This is a genomic window from Polynucleobacter bastaniensis, assembly GCF_018882205.1.
In the GTDB taxonomy this organism is placed as follows: domain Bacteria; phylum Pseudomonadota; class Gammaproteobacteria; order Burkholderiales; family Burkholderiaceae; genus Polynucleobacter; species Polynucleobacter bastaniensis.
The window spans coordinates 54,732-73,144 of sequence record NZ_JACVOU010000005.1; the positions used below are offsets into that span (position 1 = coordinate 54,732).

The window sequence follows — 18,413 nt, forward strand, 5'->3', positions numbered from 1 at the left end:
ATACCAAGCCCACCCACCCCCTCTCAGATGCCCGCACCACCATGGAGTTCGTGGGAAAAGTGGCTTCAGTCACCTCCAGGGCGCTATGTACTCGCCTGGGAACAAAAATGCTTTAATCAAATCGTAGCCGACGTCTTTGGTTTTTATGCCGTACAAATTGGTTTGCCGCAAATCAACACCTTGGCAGAAAACCGGATGCCATTGCACGCGCTACTGATTAACGCTCATGATCGCCAAAAACAGGCTGGGCAGTTTAATTGGCATCAGATTGAGGGCAATGCCAATGAGTTGCCCTTTGCTTCTGAATCCATTGATTTGTTGGTGATGCCACATGTCTTGGAATTTGCCGCTGATCCTCATCAAATTCTGCGAGAGGCTGAGCGCGTCCTTCGCCCTGAGGGCCGCTTGATTATTTCCGGATTTAATCCAGCTAGTCTGTGGGGTATGCGCCAATATCTCAGCAGATTAATCGGCACCCCCTATTTACCAAGGGATGGTCAATTTATTGGCCTTCTCAGAATTAAGGACTGGTTGCAGCTCCTGAACTTCTCGCTGGATAGAGGCCATTTCGGTTGCTATAAACTCCCCTTGAGTGGTGAGTCAGGCATGGCCAGAATGGACTTTATGGAGCCAGCTGGCGACCGCTGGTGGCCTATTTTTGGGGCAGTCTTCTTAGTTTCGGCTATTAAGCGCCAGCAAGGCATCCGCCTGATCGGACAAGTCCAAGGTCTGCGCATCCCAGCGATTACTCAATTGAACCCTGTAGCTGAAAGTCGCCAGCAGTTGGCAAACCAGCAAGACCGAGTAAATTAACGCCATGTCCCACGCCAAACCACTCCCTCATATTGTTATTTACACCGATGGCGCCTGTAAAGGCAATCCGGGTCCTGGCGGCTGGGGTGCCGTTCTTCGCTCAGGCGGCCATGAAAAGCACCTTCACGGTGGTGCCGAACACACCACCAACAATCGGATGGAAATAAGCGCCGTCATTCATGCGCTGCGAGCCCTGAAGCAGACTAGCTCGGTAGAGCTATGGACCGACTCTCAATATGTACAAAAGGGCGTGACTGAGTGGTTGGAGGGGTGGAAAAAGAGAGGCTGGAAGACCGCTAGTAAAGATCCCGTCAAAAACGCTGATTTATGGCAAGAATTAGATGCCCTTATTCCCGACCATCAGATCTCCTGGCATTGGGTTCGTGGACACAATGGCCACCCTGGGAATGAGCTGGCAGACCTATTGGCAAACAAAGGTGTAGAAGAATTTCTGCCCTAATTGGGATCGAGGTGCTGCCGCCCCATGTTGATGAGCCTTGTGAGAGAATAATCTCGTTCAAGGGCGACAAAGATGACTCCCTACTAAACCGATATAAAACTAAGAAAAAATACCTAGACTGTGTCAAAAATTGAATTAGCCCTTGATAAAGCAGTCGCTTCACTGCCAAAGCTCAAAAACTGGGTGATGGGCCGCCTGTGTGCACTGTGGAAAAAAACTTCCCCATACCTACGCCTTGATAAGCTCAAAAAATTAGACTTCACTACCGTTAAAGCATTTACCCTGAAATACAAATGGCGTATTTTGCTTGTACTTGTCGTGTTGTACGCTGGATCTAAAACCTATGACTATTTCTTTCCCGCCCCCGAGAAAAAAGGTGGGGTCGTTACCATCACTTCAGTTGTAGTCGATAAAAAAGTGGTTCCGCTCATTATTGAAGCCACTGGCACAATCGTGAGCAATAGCATTGTAGATATCCGCCCAATGGTAACCAACACCGTTGCCAAGATTCATATTAAGGATGGAGAAGAAGTTAAAGAGGGGCAACTCCTGTTTACTTTAGACAACCGTAATGACAAAGCAAATTACGAAAGATTAAAAGCCTTAGCTGATGACGCGCAGAACCAATACTTGCGCGCCAAAGAATTAGTTGCTAAAAACTTTATCTCTAAGGCAGGCTTAGAAACCTCTCTCGCGAATGCGAAGGCTGCTCAAGCTGCAGCTCGTTCTGCAGAGGTTCAGCTCTCTTTTGATTCCATCCGCTCTCCAATTACTGGTCGCGCAGGCATTGTGAATGTCTTCCCAGGGTCTCTGGTGCAAGCAAGTAACGTCGTCAGTACTGCAACGAGCTCAACCGCAACCACTAGCGTTGGCTCTATGGTCACCATTACCCAACTTAATCCGATTAACGTCCAATTTGTGATCCCAGAAAAAGATATCCCCCTTTTGCTGGAGAATCAACTTGATGGTGAGCCACTCGCCGTGAAAGTCACCGTGGGCGATTCTGGCAAAAGAACCTATCAAGGCAAAGTCTTGGTGATTGATAACCAAGTAGATCCCTCTATTGCAGCAGTTCGAGTCAAGGCGCAAATCCCGAACGACGCTATGACTTTGCTGCCTGGACAATTTGCACGCGTTTCTCTAGTGGCTAGCGATTTAAAAGATGCGCTTGTAGTTCCCTCACAAGCTATTGTGATTAATCCCCGTGGCAGGTTGGTCTACACAGTAGATAAAGATGGCAAAGCAGTATCCAAGCCAGTTAAAGTCGTTTATGAATACCAAGGTAATTCCGTTGTTACCGGTATTGAGTCGGGCGATCGAGTGGTAGTAGAGGGCAAGCAAAACTTAAGACCTGGCGGTAAAACCAAGGAGGCTAAGGAAGCGAAAGGTGCGAACTCAGCGGCGGCAACCCCTCCCCCTGATCCCTCAAAGGCTTCAGAGACTAAAGCTCCAGCCACCCCTTCTGCAGCAGATAAGAAATGACCCTATCTGAGTTATGTATTCGCCGTCCGGTAATGACGGTACTGCTTTCGGTGTCAACAGTAATTGCTGGGGTAATCGCTTATCTCAGCATTCCAGTCGCGGCATTGCCTAGCTTTAACACACCGGTTATTTCTGTGAGCGCATCTTTACCAGGAGCTTCACCAGAAAATATGGCCTCGGCTGTAGCGCTACCATTAGAAAAAGAGTTCTCTACCATTGATGGCGTTAAGGTCATCAGCTCTACCAACTCTCTTGGTAGTACTAGTGTTACCCTCGAGTTCAATACCGATCGTGATATCGATAAGGCCGCAGTCGATGTTCAGGCCGCACTGCTGCGCGCTCAAAAACGCCTGCCGATCGAAATGACGGTACCGCCCTCTTACCGTAAAGTGAATCCTGCCGATACCCCAATTTTGGTAGTGAGAATGCAATCCCCTTCAGTGAGTCTCTCAGATTTAAATGACTACGCAGAAAATCTTCTCTCACCGAACCTGTCAACTATCGGCGGTGTCGCACAAGTCATCGTCTACGGAGCAAAGCGTTATGCCATCCGCGTGCGTGTTAACCCAGATGCCCTAGGCAATCGCAATCTCACAATGGAAGATGTCTCGGTTGCGATCAACAAAGCCAATGCAAATAGTCCTTTAGGTGTTTTAGATGGTCCCCGCCAATCCATCACGATTTATGCCAACCCGCAATTGGTTAGGCCGGAAGAATTCGGCAACCTCATTATTAGCCAGAAGAATGGCTTGCCAATCTACCTCAAAGACGTAGCTGAAGTAATTGAAAGCTATGAGGATGTGAAAACCTTAGCCAGTGTGAACGGTGAAAGATCAATTGCAATTGCTGTGTTGCGTCAGCCGAACGCCAATACGGTTGAAGTGGTTAAGTCAGTCAAAGAATTGCTGCCGAAACTTCAAAAGCAAATGCCAGACTCGGTTCAGTTGCAGCTCGCGAATGATCGCTCGCTTTCTATTATTGAAGCAATACATGATGTCAATATTACCTTAGCACTGACGGTGCTTTTAGTGGTGCTTGTGATGTTCTTATTCTTAAAACATCTTTCTGCCACCATCATTCCCTCGATCAGCCTACCTATTTCGCTAATTGGTGCTTTCTCCCTATTATATTTTTTAGGCTACAGCCTAGACAATATTTCTCTACTCGGCATTACCTTGGCAGTGGGCTTAGTCGTCGATGACGCAATTGTCGTTATAGAAAATATCATGCGCCACATTGAGGAAGGCATGGATCCACTCAAAGCCTCTCTCAAAGGAAGTAAAGAAGTTGGATTTACGATTTTTTCCATCTCACTTTCTTTAGTGGCCGTATTTATCCCGCTCTTCTTTTTGTCTGGTCCTATTGGCCTCTTGTTTAGAGAGTTCGCGGTGGTGGTATCGCTCTCGATTCTGGTATCCGCAGTGGTATCACTCACGATAGTCCCCATGCTGTGCAGTCGCTTTTTGCCAAAACCAGGGCAGCACGCTAAAGAATATGCCATCAATAAAAAGTTTGATCGCTTTTTCGATTGGATGCTCAAGACCTATGTTCATTATTTAGACCTAGCATTACTACATCGAAAAAAAGTATTGTGGGGCGCCCTTTCTACTTTTGTAATTACGATTGTTTTGTTTATGACTAGCCCCACAGGATTTTTCCCAGAGGAAGATATTGGCCAAATTTCGGTCACTACTGAGGCATCCGAGGACATCTCCTTCAAGGCGATGCTCATCCTGCAAGATCGAGCAGCAGCCATAGTCAGTAATGATCCCAATGTAGAGAGCTCTATTTCGATAGTCGGTGGAGGCAATAGCTCAGGCAGTAATACTGGACGTATCTTTGTCGTTTTAAAGCCTAAGGGTGATCGACCCAAGATGGCCAAAGTAATGGAAGAACTTAGAACCAAGTTCAGGGAAATTCCTGGGCTACAGGTGTTCATGCGCCCGGTACAAAATTTACAACTCGGTGGCCGAGGCAGTAAAAGTCGCTATCAATTTACATTGCAAAGCGTAGGCTTTGAAGGTGTAAATGAGTGGGCAGATAAGTTGATGCAAAAAATGCGTGCTGACCCCATCTTCCGCGACGTCACCAGCGACTCACAGCTCAAAGGTCTTAATGTCAAAATTGATATTGATCGTGAGAAAGCAGCCAGCGCTGGCGTCTCAATCACCGATATCCGTGCCGCTTTGTATAACTCCTTTGGCCAAAAACAAGTCTCCACAATTTATACCCCCGTAAATACTTATTACGTCATTCTGGAAACTGCAGAAGAGGATCGTCAGTATGAGACCGATCTCAATAAAGTTTTTGTTCGTGGCCGTGCAACTGATAAGCTTATACCACTCTCAAGCGTAGCCAGCTTTACCAGAAGTATTGGTCCTACCGCTGTCAACCACCAAGGGCAAATCCCTGCCGTCACTTTATCGTTCAATCTAGCGCCAGATGTGTTCTTGGGTGATGCTACTAAAAAGATTGAAGCCTACACCAGTGAAATTAAATTACCGACATCAATCATTACCAGTTACGGTGGTGACGCTGCTGTATTCAAGAGTAATCAGTCGGGACAATTAATCTTAATTTTTGCAGCCTTAGGTGTAATTTATATTCTCTTGGGAGTGCTGTACGAGAGTTATATTCATCCGCTAACGATCTTGGCGGGTCTGCCCTCAGCAGCGATTGGCGCGATCTTGGCACTGCGTATTTTTGGATTTGAGCTCACTATCATCGCCTCGATTGGTATCTTACTACTGATTGGTATCGTGAAGAAGAATGCGATCTTAATGATTGACTTTGCTTTGGATGCACAACGTAATCAAGGCATGTCCCCTGAGAAAGCAATTCGGGAGGCCTGTATTTTGCGCTTCCGCCCAATCATGATGACTACTTTTGCCGCCTTGATGGGCGTTCTCCCCATTGCCCTTGGAATTGGTGCTGGCGCAGAGCTGCGTCAGCCCTTAGGAATCAGCGTAGCAGGCGGATTAATCTTCTCGCAGTTTGTTACGCTCATCATTACCCCGGTGATTTATCTGTATCTAGATAAGTATGCGGGTAACGGCCCCCTTGAAATCCCCCCATCCGTCTTAGAAGGCACCTAATGCGTCAAGTGATTCTCGATACCGAAACAACTGGCCTGAATCCTGCTACAGGTGATCGCATTGTTGAAATTGCTTGCGTTGAAATGGTGGGCCGTCGCTTAACCGATCGCACCTTTCATTACTACATTAATCCTGAGCGTGATATCGATGCCGGCGCTTTTGCAGTTCATGGACTCTCTCGTGAGTTCCTATCAGACAAACCCGTGTTCTCACATATTGTGGAAGAGTTGATTGAGTTTGTTGATGGCGCTGAAGTAGTTATTCATAACGCAGCGTTTGACTTAGGCTTTCTTGATAATGAATTTGCACTGCTCAAGCGCCCAGCTTTTAGAGGTCTTGCCTCCAAAATTACCGACACCCTACTTGATGCCCGTCAGATGTTTCCAGGCAAGCGTAATTCGCTTGACGCCCTCTGTGAGCGCTTTGCAATTAGCAATCAACATAGAACCTTGCACGGCGCCTTATTGGATGCTCAGTTATTGGCTGAAGTCTACGTAGCGATGACGCGTGGGCAAGAAGACTTATCCATTGATCTGATTGATTACACCGTTGGCACTGATGCCTCAGGACAAGCCAAAGCCTTGCCAACTAAGCTTAAGATCGTGACAGCGAGTGAAGAAGATTGCCAGTTACATGAAAAGATCTTGGCTGAAATTGCCAAGGCAAGCAAGAAGGATTCCGTTTGGAGCCCTTCTGCTGTCGCTAGTTAATCAATATTCGATTAACTGATAGCGCGACGGATTTCATCCTTCTTAGGTTTAGATCCTGTAACCGATTCTGTATCGTGCTCGGTCGTATTCTCGATCGTCTCAATAAGTGCTTCTTGCATTCGAATATTATCTTTAGGGCAAATGGGTGCGCCATAAGTAGCCCACTTTTTTAATAGCGTTACCTCGTATCCGCACTGGCTACATTTGGCTTTATTGCGACTTGCATTGCTCGGTCTTGGGGGCGGAAAAACAATTGCTTGATGTGGATATGGCCCAAGCTCTTGACTAATCATCATGAGGCGCACCATCAACTCTTCGGTCGCATGAGCCATTCTGGCAGGACCCTCTAAACCAACAGTCTGAGCAATACCCTTGAAGTCCTCGCCATGACCGCTAAAGCAATCATCTACGGCATGGCATAACTCATGTACCAAAGTGTCCAAGAGCTGAACGGGATCATCCAACTTAGGTGAAATGAAGATCTCGTTCACTCCACCACCAGAGCACTCGCGTGGCCAACATTGTCCCAAGGTTGTTCTGGGGCTGCTAGAGGCTGGAAAGCCACAAGACACTCTTACTGGCGGTATAGCATATCCCGCCTTTGAAAATACCGGCTCTAGATGTCTTACGGCATCTTGCAACCAAGATTCTCTTACGGAGTGGTGCTTCATTTGTCGATCGCTTAATCAAGCTTGATATTGGCGGATTTGATTGCTTTATCCCAATAAGGCAATTCTTTTTTCAGTAAGGCATCCATCTGTGGGGGCGTGAGATAACGCAACTCAACACCAGCCGCATCAGAGCGCTCTCTGACCTCAGGCAGAGCGAGACTTTTCTTAACAGACTCAGTCAACTTAGCAATGACTGAAGCTGGCGTGCCAGCTGGCGCATATAAAGCTACCCAAGATTCCAATTGGAAAGTGGGTAAGCCTGCTTCAGCAGTAGTTGGCACGTTGGGCATTCCTGGGTGACGGCTTTTGCCTGTAACAGCCAAGCCTTTCAGCTTGCCACTTTGTACGTGCTGCATTACTGAAGGTGGCGTCGTGATAAATACTTGCACCTGACCTGCCAAAACATCCTGTATTGCAGGGCCAGAACCTTTGTACGGTACATGAACGATATCCACACCTGTATTTTGCTTAAAGATTTCTGTGCCAATATGAGATACAGAGCCATTACCCTGCGAGGCGTAATTGAGCTTTCCGGGATTGGCTTTAGCGTAAGCAATCAATTCTTTTAAATTATTTACAGGTACTGAAGGATGTACTGCAATCACATTCGTAGAAACTGTCAGGAGTCCAACTGGAGAAAAATCTTTAACTGGGTCCCACGGTAATTTATCCATCAAGGAAGGATTGCCAACGTGGTATCCAGAATAAGAAATCAACAAGGTGTATCCATCGGGCTTAGCCTTAGCCACATATTGATAAGCCGTATTTCCACTGGCACCTGGCTTGTTATCCACAATCACTGGCTGACCAATCACCCGAGTTAAGGGCTCACTCAATAAACGCGCCGAGGTATCTACTAAGCCTCCAGGCGGGTTCGGCACAACCAAGGTAATAGGTCGATCTGGAAATGGCTGAGCATGAGCCAGGTTAGAGCCTAATGCAATACTGATAATGGCTAAAGAACGGTAAATGAGTTTGATTGATTTCATATTGATCTCCAAAAACTGGGTTTCATTTGTCGAGTATTACTAATTATCGCTGCCCTACTTTGACATCACCAAAAATGGCCTGAGCTTCACGCGGTAAGCAGCGCCAGTAACGCTCATTTGAAGGCACGATGCCACCTAAGGCTGCAGCAGCCTCCCAAGCCCAACGGGGCTTGTACAAAAATGCACGTGCCAGAGCGATTAAATCCGCATCGCCTTTTTGCAAAATATCTTCAGCTTGCTTAGGGTCAGTAATCAAACCCACTGTCATTGTCGGAATACCAGACTTGTCTTTCACAATTTTGGCAAATGGCACTTGGTAATTTGGTCCAATCGCAATCTTTTGTAATGGAGAAATCCCCCCTGATGAAATATGCACAAAATCACATCCCAAGGGCTTTAGTCGAGCAGCAAAATCAGCTGTTTCTTCGGGCGTCCAACCACCCTCAATCCAATCACTTGCAGATATACGAATGCCTAAAACACCTTGATAGGCTTTTCGTACTGCCGCAAATAATTCCAATGGAAAGCGAATGCGGTTCTCATAAGAGCCGCCATATTCATCTGTACGTTGATTGGCAATGGGCGACAAAAACTGATGCAAGAGATAGCCATGGGCACCATGCAACTCAACACCATCGATCCCAATCCGCTCAGAGCGCTGCGCTGCAATAACAAATGCAGTAATGAGCCCAGCTAACTCTGTTTTAGAGAGCTCGTGTGGCAAACGTTCATCCTTGAGCTGTGGGATAGCCGAAGGAGCAACCATGTCCCAGCCGCCCTGCTCCTTGGAGAGTAATTGACCGCCAGCCCAAGGGCTTGCACTGGAAGCTTTACGGCCAGCATGCGCCAACTGAATAAACACGGGAGTGGCTGGAGCCAAACTCCGGGCTCTCGTGAGCTTGTCTTTCAGGGCCGCTTCTGTGCGGTCATCCCACAGACCCAGGCATACAGGGGTAATCCGTCCCTCAGGGGTCACACCGGTGGCTTCGATGATGAAAAGTCCCGCCCCGCTATTGAGGAGATTACCCCAGTGCATGAGATGCCAATCCTGAGCCTCTCCATTGACTGCGGAGTATTGGCACATTGGAGCCACAACCACCCGGTTTGATAGGGTTAGAGGCCCCTTAGGGGAGCTTAGAACATAACTGGAGAAGAGAAGACTCATTTGCTTACCTTTAGAACTGAAAAAGCGGAAAACTAGCTAAAGCGATAAAATAGATTCAGTAGAATAAACGAGACCACAAAGTTGTGCGGAATCCTTCCCAAGCACCTTTATTGAACCCAAAACCAGACAACAGAATATTAAGTAAATCACTATGAGTGCACCCCAAGCTTTTACATCAAAAGAAGATATTGGCCATTTTGTTGGCGGCAAAGTCATCACCCCAAAAGATGGTCGTTTCGCCGATGTATTTAATCCCTCCACAGGCGCTGTTGCTAGACGCGTAGCCCTAGCTAGCCGCAAAGAAGTTGATGAGGTTGTAGCAAACTCGCAGGCAACATTCAAGACTTGGAGCCAGACCTCCCCATTGCGCCGTGCGCGCATTATGTTTAAGTACCTTGAGCTACTCAACGCCAACCGTGATGAATTGGCTGCCATCATTACTGCTGAACACGGTAAAGTATTTACTGATGCGCAAGGTGAAGTGACTCGCGGTATCGAGATTGTTGAATTTGCTACCGGTATTCCGGAGCTACTCAAGGGTGATTACACCGAGCAAGTCTCAACTGATATTGATAACTGGGTGATGCGCCAGCCTTTAGGTGTGGTTGCTGGCGTGACGCCATTTAACTTCCCTGTCATGGTGCCCATGTGGATGTTCCCAGTGGCGATTGCCTGTGGCAACACCTTCATTCTGAAGCCTAGCCCAACTGATCCATCTGCTTCATTATTTATGGCGAAGTTGCTGACCCAAGCTGGCTTGCCTGATGGCGTATTTAACGTGGTGCAAGGCGATAAAGAAGCGGTTGATGCCTTGATTGAGAATCCGGATGTCAAGGCAGTGAGCTTTGTAGGCTCTACTCCTATCGCTAACTACATCTATGAGCGTTGCGCACACTTCGGTAAGCGCTCACAGGCCCTAGGTGGCGCTAAGAATCACATGGTAGTGATGCCAGATGCTGATATCGACAAGACGATTGATGCTTTGATTGGTGCAGCCTATGGCTCTGCTGGTGAGCGTTGCATGGCAATTTCAGTAGCGGTTTTGGTAGGCGATGTTGCCGAGAAAATCATGCCAAAACTGATCGAGCGCACTAAGACCCTGAAGGTGAAGAACGGTATGGAGCTTGATGCTGAAATGGGTCCTATCGTTACTAAAGCCGCCTTAGAGCGCATCACTGGCTATATTGATAGCGGTGTTACTTCCGGTGCGAAGTTATTAGTGGACGGTCGTGGTTTAACGGTACCGGGACATGAGAATGGCTTCTTTATCGGTGGCACACTGTTTGATAACGTAACCTCTGAGATGAAGATCTATTTAGAAGAAATTTTCGGGCCAGTACTCTCTTGCATGCGTGTAGCGAACTTCACCGAAGCACTCAATTTAGTGAACTCCTGTGAGTTTGGTAACGGCGTAGCCTGCTTTACGAGCGACGGTAATATTGCCCGTGAATTTGCTCGCCGCGTACAAGTGGGTATGGTGGGTATTAACGTACCTATTCCAGTTCCAATGGCTTGGCATGGTTTTGGTGGTTGGAAGAAATCCCTCTTTGGCGATATGCATGCCTACGGCAAAGAAGGTGTTCGTTTCTATACCAAACAAAAGAGCGTGATGCAGCGCTGGCCTGAGAGTATTGCTAAGGGCGCAGAGTTTGTGATGCCGACTTCGAAGTAATTAGATGCAGCAGTAATGTAACAAGCATCTGCAGATAACAATAGCGACCCTCGGGTCGCTATTTTTTTAACGTGTATTTTCGATTCAGAATACTAGGCGGGAATAAGATAACGCCTCTCAATAGCCCGAGCGAACAATACAATCACCGATACCAGGGCTAGATAAACTAAAGCAGCCAAAAAATAGGCTTTAAAGAATTGGAAATTGGTCGCAGCCAACTCTTGTACCCGAGCAAAGAATTCGGTGTACTGAATCAAGAAGGCAACAGAACTATCTTTGAGATTGGCAATCACTTGATTGGTGAGCGCTGGAATAGATAGTCGAATCACCTGCGGCAAAGTAATCAAGCGAAATATCTGCAAAGGACTGAAGCCCTGTGCACTAGCCGCTTCCAACTGACTTTTATCCAAACCATTGAAGGCAGTCTTTAGGTATGCTGCGTTGTAAGCTGCCACGTTGAATGTAAAGCCAATAAAGGCGACTGTGAATGGAGAAAGTCGCACACCCCACTGTGGCAAGCCGTAATACATCAAGAACAATAAAACAATTAAAGGCATGCCGATAAAAAAGGAGATATAGGAGTTGATGGCACTACGCACATATTGATTTTTACTCAGTGTCAGATAAAACACGACGATGCCCAAAAATAATCCTGAGACACTAATCAAACCCGCCAATTGCAAGGTCTTCACAAGCCCCGTCAAAATCAAGGGCATCTGCTCAGTGAGATCACGAACGAAAGATGGCCACCCTCCCATTAACGCTTCTCCTCGGCACCAAAGAAGGCTTTGATATCTGGATCAGAATGCCTGCTCAATACATCGATTCGATCATCAGCCCGAATGACACCGCGATCTAAAAACATTACGGTATCTGCAATATTACGCGCCAAGTTCAGGTCATGGGTCACGCAGATCATCGTGATCCCCTCACTATGCAAACGGTTGATGAGGTCTGCCACATCTCTAGACATCACAGGGTCCAATGCTGAAGTGGGCTCATCGAGCACTAAGACTGCTGGATCCATGGCGAGTGCGCGGGCAATAGCCACACGCTGTTTCTGTCCACCAGAAAGCTGTGAGGGATATTTATCTTGATGGGATATCATTTCAAAATGGGATAACTCGAATAAAGCTTTTTCTTTAGCCTCGGCCTTATCCATCTTGTGAAGCTTACGCAGCCCCAATGAAACGTTATCTAACACGGTCAAATGACTATAAAGGGCGAATTGCTGAAATACAAAACCAATTTGCTTACGCAACTCCCGCACATCCACATCAGGATGCAGCACTTCCTTGCCTCTAAAAAGAATCGATCCCGAGGTAGGCTCAACCAAGCGATTCAGGCAGCGCAATAAAGTGGATTTACCAGAGCCAGAGGAGCCCATCAAGACCCGAACATCGCCCTCTTTTAATTCCAGGTTAATGTTAGATAAGACAGTTTGCCCATCAAACTCTTTTACCAAATCCCTCACTTGAATTAATGCCACAGGATTACCTCTTTAAATAATGTGGTGCTAGTTCTCATGCTGGTGCTCATGCTGAAGCCATCCCTGGAATTTGGAAACGCTTGCTCAGAAGTTGAACGCCGACCAAGCAAATTCGGTAAATCACGAAATATAAAATGCCTACAGCTAGATAGACCTCTATGCCACGGAGAGTGGTTGAGGTGAGTGTCATGGCTTGCTTGGTAATCTCCGGGATCCCTACCGTATAGGCAAATGGAGAATATTTCAGTACTGAGGTGAACTCATTGACCATGCCCGGCACTGAAAATCGCAGCATCTGGGGCAACTCGATAAACCGGAGAACCTGTATACGAGTCATGCCCATGGCCTGGGCAGCAATTACTTCAGTAGGATCTACCGAGTTAAATGCCCCCCGAAATACCTCAGCCAAATAAGCAGATGCTACAAGGCCCAAACTCAGCGCCATCGCCATCAAAGGCGGAACCTTAAAGCCAATACCTGGTAAGCCAAAGTACACCATAAACAGTAAAACCAAAACTGGCACGCCCCTAAAGACATAGGTATAGCAGTCAATCAGCTGGCTTAGCCAGGAAATATCGAGGCGGCGTAGGCTTGCTAAAAATAAGCCGACTACTAAGCCCGTGAGTGAGCAAACGACAGTGACCAAAACTGTATAGGAAATGCCCTGGGCTAACTGGGCAAGAATATCCAGAAAGGTCACAGGGCAGACTTTTGGCTACTGATGGAGGTATCAATAAATGGGGTTTATTTCATCCACTTATCCAGAATGGCTTTGATTTTTTCTGGGCCCAGTTCATTGAGGTATTTATCAAAGTCATCGCGCAGCTTAGAGCCTTTAGCAAAAGCAAAGCCTAGCTTATCAAACCCTTTGAATACATAGCTACTCTGAATTGGTAACTGCAATTTGTTCTCATAATTGAGGAATACCGGCTCCTCAATAAAGGCGAGATCCAAATTACCGTTCTGCAAATCGGTAATCACTTCTGCATAAGAGGGATAGAGCTTAACCTTGCTTAATGAATAGTAGCCTTTGGGCTCTAGCTCATTCTTAATCAGATCATCGTAAGCCATGCCACGTGGGTAGCCAATGGAATATTTCTTGAGCTGATTTAAGTCGGTGATCTGAATATTTTTATTCTTCATGCTCACAAGATGCCAGGCATTGTCATAGTAAGGCTGAGAAAAATCCATTACCTCTTTGCGCTTGTCGGTAATAGAAATTCCTGAGAAAGCTACATCGGCTTGACCGCTAGAGACAGCGCCCAACATTCCAGCCCAATCATATGGGGTGACTTTTAAAGTACAGCCACGCGACTGACAGAAGCCCTGAAAAATATCCATATCAGCACCAACGATCTGCCCTTTGTCATCAAATAACATCGGGGGAGATGCAGGAGAAACAGCAACCTTAATTTCTTTGGTATCAGAGGACTTGGAGCAAGCCACAATGGTGAGCGCTAAAACAGTTGCAAACAATGCTAGAAAAAAGCGTTTCATGGGTAGTTCTCCAATCCTAATCAATGGTGATATCCAGAGCCTGAGTACGCATTAAGTATAGGGGAATTGGGAGGGTGCTGGCTACTGCAAGGTGTTTTTGAAGGCAGGCATCATGGGCATTGCCATTATCTCAATCCCCTCGTCGAGCAAAGCCTCAGCTTCATCTAGTGTGGTTTGACCGCGGATACTGCGCTCGGGTGACTCTTTGTAATGAATCTTTCTAGCCTCTTCTGCAAAAGAGCCGCCTACATCTTCGGATTTACCCATTAAATCACGCATACCTTTTAAAAAAGCTGCCTGAACCTGTGCCTCTAACTGAGAATGGTCGCCGGCAGTCAAAGCAAGGACATCGCCACTTAATGTGCCACTGACACCAGCATGATCAGTTGCGGCTGAACTAGCGACAGTCAGCTCAGTTGAAGTCGGGATATCTTTACTAGAGCCCGACTTAGCAATATGGGGCGCCGATGGCATACGAGTAATCTCAGTACTATCGCAAATAGGGCACGCCAGCATTCCCTTGTTTTGCTGAGCAAGGCAATCATCTTCAGAGGCAAACCATCCCTCAAAGCGATGAGACAGAGGACAAGCGAGGTTATAAACTTTCATAAGATCTATATAGGGGCAAAAATACCAAATTCAATAACCCTATTTTAAAGGATTATTGAATTACCCCGAGATAGTCTCAGGACTTACCAAACCACGACGATAGCGATCCAGCCAATAAGTCGCAATAGTGGTTTTCACGTCGGTAATTTCACCCTGCTCTACCCACTCCAATAATTGCTCAAGAGGGGCCGCAAAGACATCTAAAAATTCTTCATCATCTAAGTGACTTTTGCCGGACACCAAACCTTCGGCGAGATAGATATCAATAAATTCCGTCGAATACGAAATCACTGGATGAATGCGGCGTATAAAACTCCATTTACTTGCAGAGTAGCCAGTCTCTTCCTCAAGCTCTCGTTGCGCACAAAGCAATCGATCTTCACCAATTTCCAGCTTACCCGCAGGAATCTCAATACAGGCCTTGGCAATGGGGTAGCGATATTGGCGCTCCAACAATACCCTGCCATCATCTAAGATCGCCAGAATAGCGACTGCGCCAGGGTGCGTCAGATATTCACGTACAGCCTGATTGCCATCTGGCAGACTGACTTGATCGCGCTTCATGTTCAAAAAAATACCGCCATAAATATCCTCACCAGATAAGCGCTCTTCCCTCAAATGGGCATCACCGATTGGTAGGTCTTTAAATGATTTTTCAGTCATGGTGAGTCTTTCATTATTTGAACATCCATCATACAAAATCCAGGTGACATCAAAAAAAGGCTCCTATCAGGAGCCTATATCACTAGCCAAATGGTGATTTCGTCTATGAGCCCAATAGGGTGCGGCGCATTGCATCCAAGCAAATCGCCATCAGCCCGGCAGGGAGGATTCCTAAAGCCAAAACAAAGATCGCATTTAGACTCAGCAGCCCACGAGCAAAGCCTGATCCAGAAATCTCAGCAGCATGCGCTTCCTTTGACTCATCAAAGTACATTACCTTAACCACTCGCAGGTAGTAGAAGGCGCCGATCAAAGAAGCCATTACTGCAATAATTGCTAAGAAGGTGTGCTCACCGTCAACCAGAGCTTCAAGTACGCCAAGTTTGGCAGCAAAGCCCACTGTTGGCGGAATACCAGCCAAGGAGAACATCATTATTAGACCAATGAATGCAAACCAGGGGTGGCGCTTATTTAAACCTTTGAGGTCATCAATAGTTTCGCAATCATGACCCTTGCGCGACAAGATCATCAGTAGGCCGAAGCTGCCTAGCGTAGTTAATACATAGGTAATTGCATAGAACATCGATGCACTAAATGCATGATCATCAAACACGGATAACATGCCCAGCAATACGAAGCCCATTTGCGCAATCGCAGAGTAAGCCAGCATCCGCTTAATATTGGTTTGCGCAATAGCGGTGACGTTTCCTACTACTAAGGATAAAACAGCAAGGATCACCAGCATTGGCTGCCAATCACCCATCAGCGGCAACAGTGTGTTTACTAAGAGTCTAAATAGCAGGGCAAAAGCAGCTAACTTAGGTGCAGCTGCAATCATTAAAGTCACTGCTGTTGGAGCGCCTTGGTATACATCAGGCACCCACATATGAAAAGGCACAACCCCTAACTTAAAGGCTAAGCCAGAAACAATGAATACTAAGCCGAAGGCCATCACCAAATGATTCACACGAGGGTCAGCTACCGTTCTGAGGATCTCAATCAAATCTAGTGATCCGGTTACGCCGTACAACATAGACATACCGTAGAGCAAGAAACCAGATGCCAGAGCTCCAAGGATGAAGTACTTGATACCTGCCTCAACACTCTTCTCACTGCTGTGACGCATCGCAACCAAAGCATAGGTTGGCAAAGCCATCAGCTCCAAACCTAAATAGAGCGTGAGCAGGTTTGCACCCGAGATTAATACGCACTGACCTAACAGGGCTAGCAAAGCCAAGACGATGAAGTCAGGACGAAACAATGCACGATCAGTCAGATATTGCTTTGAATACACCAAGCTCACTAATACAGCGCCGCATGAACAAGCTTTTAATAGGTTTGAGATGGGGTCTGACTGAAACAAGCCATTCATGGCCACGATGGATACATCACTCATCCGACCTACAAATGCAAAGATCAAATAGACCAACAAGATGATGGTGAAAAAGTAAACAAAACCAACGCCACGTGGTGTGTGGAATATGTCTTGCTCTACACCCGGAGTGGCTGGCTGACGCTCAGGCACATAAACACTCGCCACCAGCAAAAAGCAGGTGACTACCAGTAAAACGAGTTCCGGCAGGACGGCGTATAGGTCGAATGCTTGCATTAGCTTTTACTCAGAGTTTGCTGACAGCGACATGCTGTAGCAGATTAATCACGGCTGGATGAATAACGTCGGTAAACGGTTTCGGATAAACGCCCATACCAATCACGCAGATGGACAACACTGCCATCATGAAATACTCACGCGCATTGAGATCTTTTAATTCTTCAACATGCGCATTGGTAATCGCACCGAAGAACACACGCTTGACCATCCACAAGGAATAAGCAGCGCTCAGAATCAAAGCGGTTGCTGCCAAGATACCAATCACGAAGTCATAATCCACAGCAGCCAGAATCACCATGAACTCACCCACGAATCCAGAGGTAGCAGGTAAACCGCAGTTGGCCATTGCCATTAAGACCACAAACGCTGTAAAGGCAGGCATGCGGTGTACAACGCCGCCGTAATCTGCAATTTGACGAGTGTGCATGCGGTCATACAACACGCCAATCGAAAGGAACATAGCACCAGCAACAAAGCCATGAGAAATCATCTGCACAATACCGCCCTCAATACCCAGGGGACTGAAGAGGAAGAAGCCAAGAGTCACAAATCCCATATGCGCTACCGATGAATAAGCCACTAGCTTTTTCATATCTTTCTGAACCAGCGCTACTGCACCTACGTAGATCACAGCTACTAAGGATAGGAAGATGATGAATGGGCCAAGATACTGACTTGCGTCGGGAGCGATTGGTAATGAGAAACGCAAGAAGCCATAAGCACCGAGCTTCAACATGATCGCAGCCAACACGACAGATCCGCCAGTAGGCGCTTCAACGTGAACGTCTGGCAACCAAGTATGCAAAGGCCACATCGGCACCTTCACAGCGAATGCCATAAAGAAGGCAAAAAACAGGAGGATTTGCTCAACAATGTCTAGGCGTGCGTTATGCCAAGCCAAGATATCAAAAGTATTGGTTGCGTTATACAAGTACAGCATGGCAATCAAAGTCAATAATGAGCCAAGCAAGGTATACAAGAAAAACTTAAATGCCGCATAGATCCGGTTATGACCGCCCCACACACCGATGATGATGTACATCGGAATTAGAGTTGCTTCAAAGAATACATAGAACAACAAAGCATCCAAAGCAGCAAATACACCAATCATTAATCCAGAAAGGATTAAGAAAGAAGCCATGTATTGCGAAACCTTCTTATCAATCACTTCCCATGCAGCAATCACCACAAAAATGTTGATGAATGCCGTCAAAACAATAAACCAGACCGATATGCCATCGATACCCAGGTGGTAGTTAATGTCGTAACGCGGAATCCAAGTCATCTTCTCGACAAATTGCATGCCCGGGTTGGCGAGATCGAAATTAATAATTAAAGGCAGCGTTGCAATGAAACCTAATACAGAGCCAAAAAGGGCTAACCAGCGAACACCGGCTGTAGGCCTCTCTGAACCGTAGAACAAAATAATGATGCCGAAGAAAATCGGGATCCAGATGGCGTAAGAAAGAATCATGATGGCTACTTA

At 46.7% G+C, this 18,413-nt stretch carries 17 protein-coding genes; 6 read left to right on the plus strand and 11 right to left on the minus strand.

Annotation, left to right across the window (positions count from 1 at the left end):
* The first annotated feature begins 27 nt into the window (after window positions 1-27).
* From ICN22_RS09605 to dnaQ, 5 genes are all read left to right on the plus strand, one after another.
* The gene (locus ICN22_RS09605; RefSeq protein WP_255533926.1) at window positions 28-813 is read left to right on the plus strand and encodes a class I SAM-dependent methyltransferase; all 786 of its coding nucleotides are present in this window, start codon (window positions 28-30) and stop codon (window positions 811-813) included.
* 4 nt (window positions 814-817) lie between these two features.
* Complete coding sequence (gene rnhA / locus ICN22_RS09610; RefSeq protein WP_216170572.1) at window positions 818-1,273, plus strand: ribonuclease HI; 456 nt, start codon at window positions 818-820, stop codon at window positions 1,271-1,273.
* 120 nt (window positions 1,274-1,393) lie between these two features.
* Window positions 1,394-2,755, plus strand: a complete 1,362-nt coding sequence (locus ICN22_RS09615; RefSeq protein WP_216170574.1) for an efflux RND transporter periplasmic adaptor subunit — start codon at window positions 1,394-1,396, stop codon at window positions 2,753-2,755.
* The gene (locus tag ICN22_RS09620; protein WP_216170576.1) at window positions 2,752-5,850 is read left to right on the plus strand and encodes an efflux RND transporter permease subunit; all 3,099 of its coding nucleotides are present in this window, start codon (window positions 2,752-2,754) and stop codon (window positions 5,848-5,850) included. Before ICN22_RS09615 ends, ICN22_RS09620 begins: the two co-directional genes overlap by 4 nt.
* Window positions 5,850-6,560: a DNA polymerase III subunit epsilon gene (dnaQ, locus tag ICN22_RS09625; protein ID WP_216170578.1), complete on the plus strand. Its 711-nt coding sequence runs from the start codon at window positions 5,850-5,852 to the stop codon at window positions 6,558-6,560. The genes ICN22_RS09620 and dnaQ overlap by 1 nt, the downstream gene beginning before the upstream one ends.
* A gap of 11 nt (window positions 6,561-6,571) precedes the next feature.
* On the opposite strand, the gene ICN22_RS09630 is transcribed toward dnaQ, so the two are convergent.
* From ICN22_RS09630 to ICN22_RS09640, 3 genes are read right to left on the minus strand one after another with little or no spacing between them, the layout of a single operon-like run.
* Window positions 6,572-7,231: a SprT family zinc-dependent metalloprotease gene (locus ICN22_RS09630; protein ID WP_216170580.1), complete on the minus strand. Its 660-nt coding sequence runs from the start codon at window positions 7,229-7,231 to the stop codon at window positions 6,572-6,574.
* Window positions 7,232-7,242: 11 nt separating this feature from the next.
* A complete protein-coding gene (locus ICN22_RS09635) occupies window positions 7,243-8,220 on the minus strand; it encodes a Bug family tripartite tricarboxylate transporter substrate binding protein (protein ID WP_216170582.1) in 978 nt (325 codons plus the stop codon).
* Window positions 8,221-8,263: 43 nt separating this feature from the next.
* Window positions 8,264-9,385: an NADH:flavin oxidoreductase/NADH oxidase gene (locus ICN22_RS09640; RefSeq protein ID WP_216170584.1), complete on the minus strand. Its 1,122-nt coding sequence runs from the start codon at window positions 9,383-9,385 to the stop codon at window positions 8,264-8,266.
* 151 nt (window positions 9,386-9,536) lie between these two features.
* Between ICN22_RS09640 and ICN22_RS09645 the strand changes: the two genes are divergently transcribed.
* The gene (locus ICN22_RS09645) at window positions 9,537-11,057 is read left to right on the plus strand and encodes a CoA-acylating methylmalonate-semialdehyde dehydrogenase (RefSeq protein WP_216170587.1); all 1,521 of its coding nucleotides are present in this window, start codon (window positions 9,537-9,539) and stop codon (window positions 11,055-11,057) included.
* Between the two features lie 92 nt (window positions 11,058-11,149).
* Here the strand turns inward: ICN22_RS09645 and ICN22_RS09650 are convergent, their stop codons facing one another.
* The 8 genes from ICN22_RS09650 to ICN22_RS09685 all read right to left on the minus strand — a co-directional run bounded on the left by ICN22_RS09650 (window position 11,150) and on the right by ICN22_RS09685 (window position 18,401).
* Entirely contained in the window at window positions 11,150-11,815 is a 666-nt protein-coding gene (locus tag ICN22_RS09650) for an amino acid ABC transporter permease (protein WP_216170589.1), read from the minus strand.
* A complete protein-coding gene (locus ICN22_RS09655) occupies window positions 11,815-12,546 on the minus strand; it encodes an amino acid ABC transporter ATP-binding protein (RefSeq protein ID WP_216170591.1) in 732 nt (243 codons plus the stop codon). The genes ICN22_RS09650 and ICN22_RS09655 overlap by 1 nt, the downstream gene beginning before the upstream one ends.
* A gap of 46 nt (window positions 12,547-12,592) precedes the next feature.
* The gene (locus tag ICN22_RS09660; protein ID WP_216170593.1) at window positions 12,593-13,246 is read right to left on the minus strand and encodes an amino acid ABC transporter permease; all 654 of its coding nucleotides are present in this window, start codon (window positions 13,244-13,246) and stop codon (window positions 12,593-12,595) included.
* Between the two features lie 44 nt (window positions 13,247-13,290).
* Window positions 13,291-14,043, minus strand: a complete 753-nt coding sequence (locus ICN22_RS09665) for a transporter substrate-binding domain-containing protein (protein ID WP_216170595.1) — start codon at window positions 14,041-14,043, stop codon at window positions 13,291-13,293.
* Window positions 14,044-14,124: 81 nt separating this feature from the next.
* Window positions 14,125-14,652: a DUF1178 family protein gene (locus ICN22_RS09670; protein ID WP_216170596.1), complete on the minus strand. Its 528-nt coding sequence runs from the start codon at window positions 14,650-14,652 to the stop codon at window positions 14,125-14,127.
* A gap of 60 nt (window positions 14,653-14,712) precedes the next feature.
* Window positions 14,713-15,315, minus strand: a complete 603-nt coding sequence (locus tag ICN22_RS09675; RefSeq protein ID WP_216170599.1) for an NUDIX domain-containing protein — start codon at window positions 15,313-15,315, stop codon at window positions 14,713-14,715.
* A gap of 103 nt (window positions 15,316-15,418) precedes the next feature.
* Window positions 15,419-16,924: an NADH-quinone oxidoreductase subunit NuoN gene (gene nuoN, locus ICN22_RS09680; RefSeq protein WP_216170601.1), complete on the minus strand. Its 1,506-nt coding sequence runs from the start codon at window positions 16,922-16,924 to the stop codon at window positions 15,419-15,421.
* 10 nt (window positions 16,925-16,934) lie between these two features.
* Window positions 16,935-18,401 carry an NADH-quinone oxidoreductase subunit M gene (locus ICN22_RS09685; RefSeq protein ID WP_216170602.1) on the minus strand — a complete coding sequence of 489 codons (1,467 nt, stop codon included), beginning with the start codon at window positions 18,399-18,401 and terminating at the stop codon, window positions 16,935-16,937.
* Window positions 18,402-18,413 lie beyond the last annotated feature (12 nt).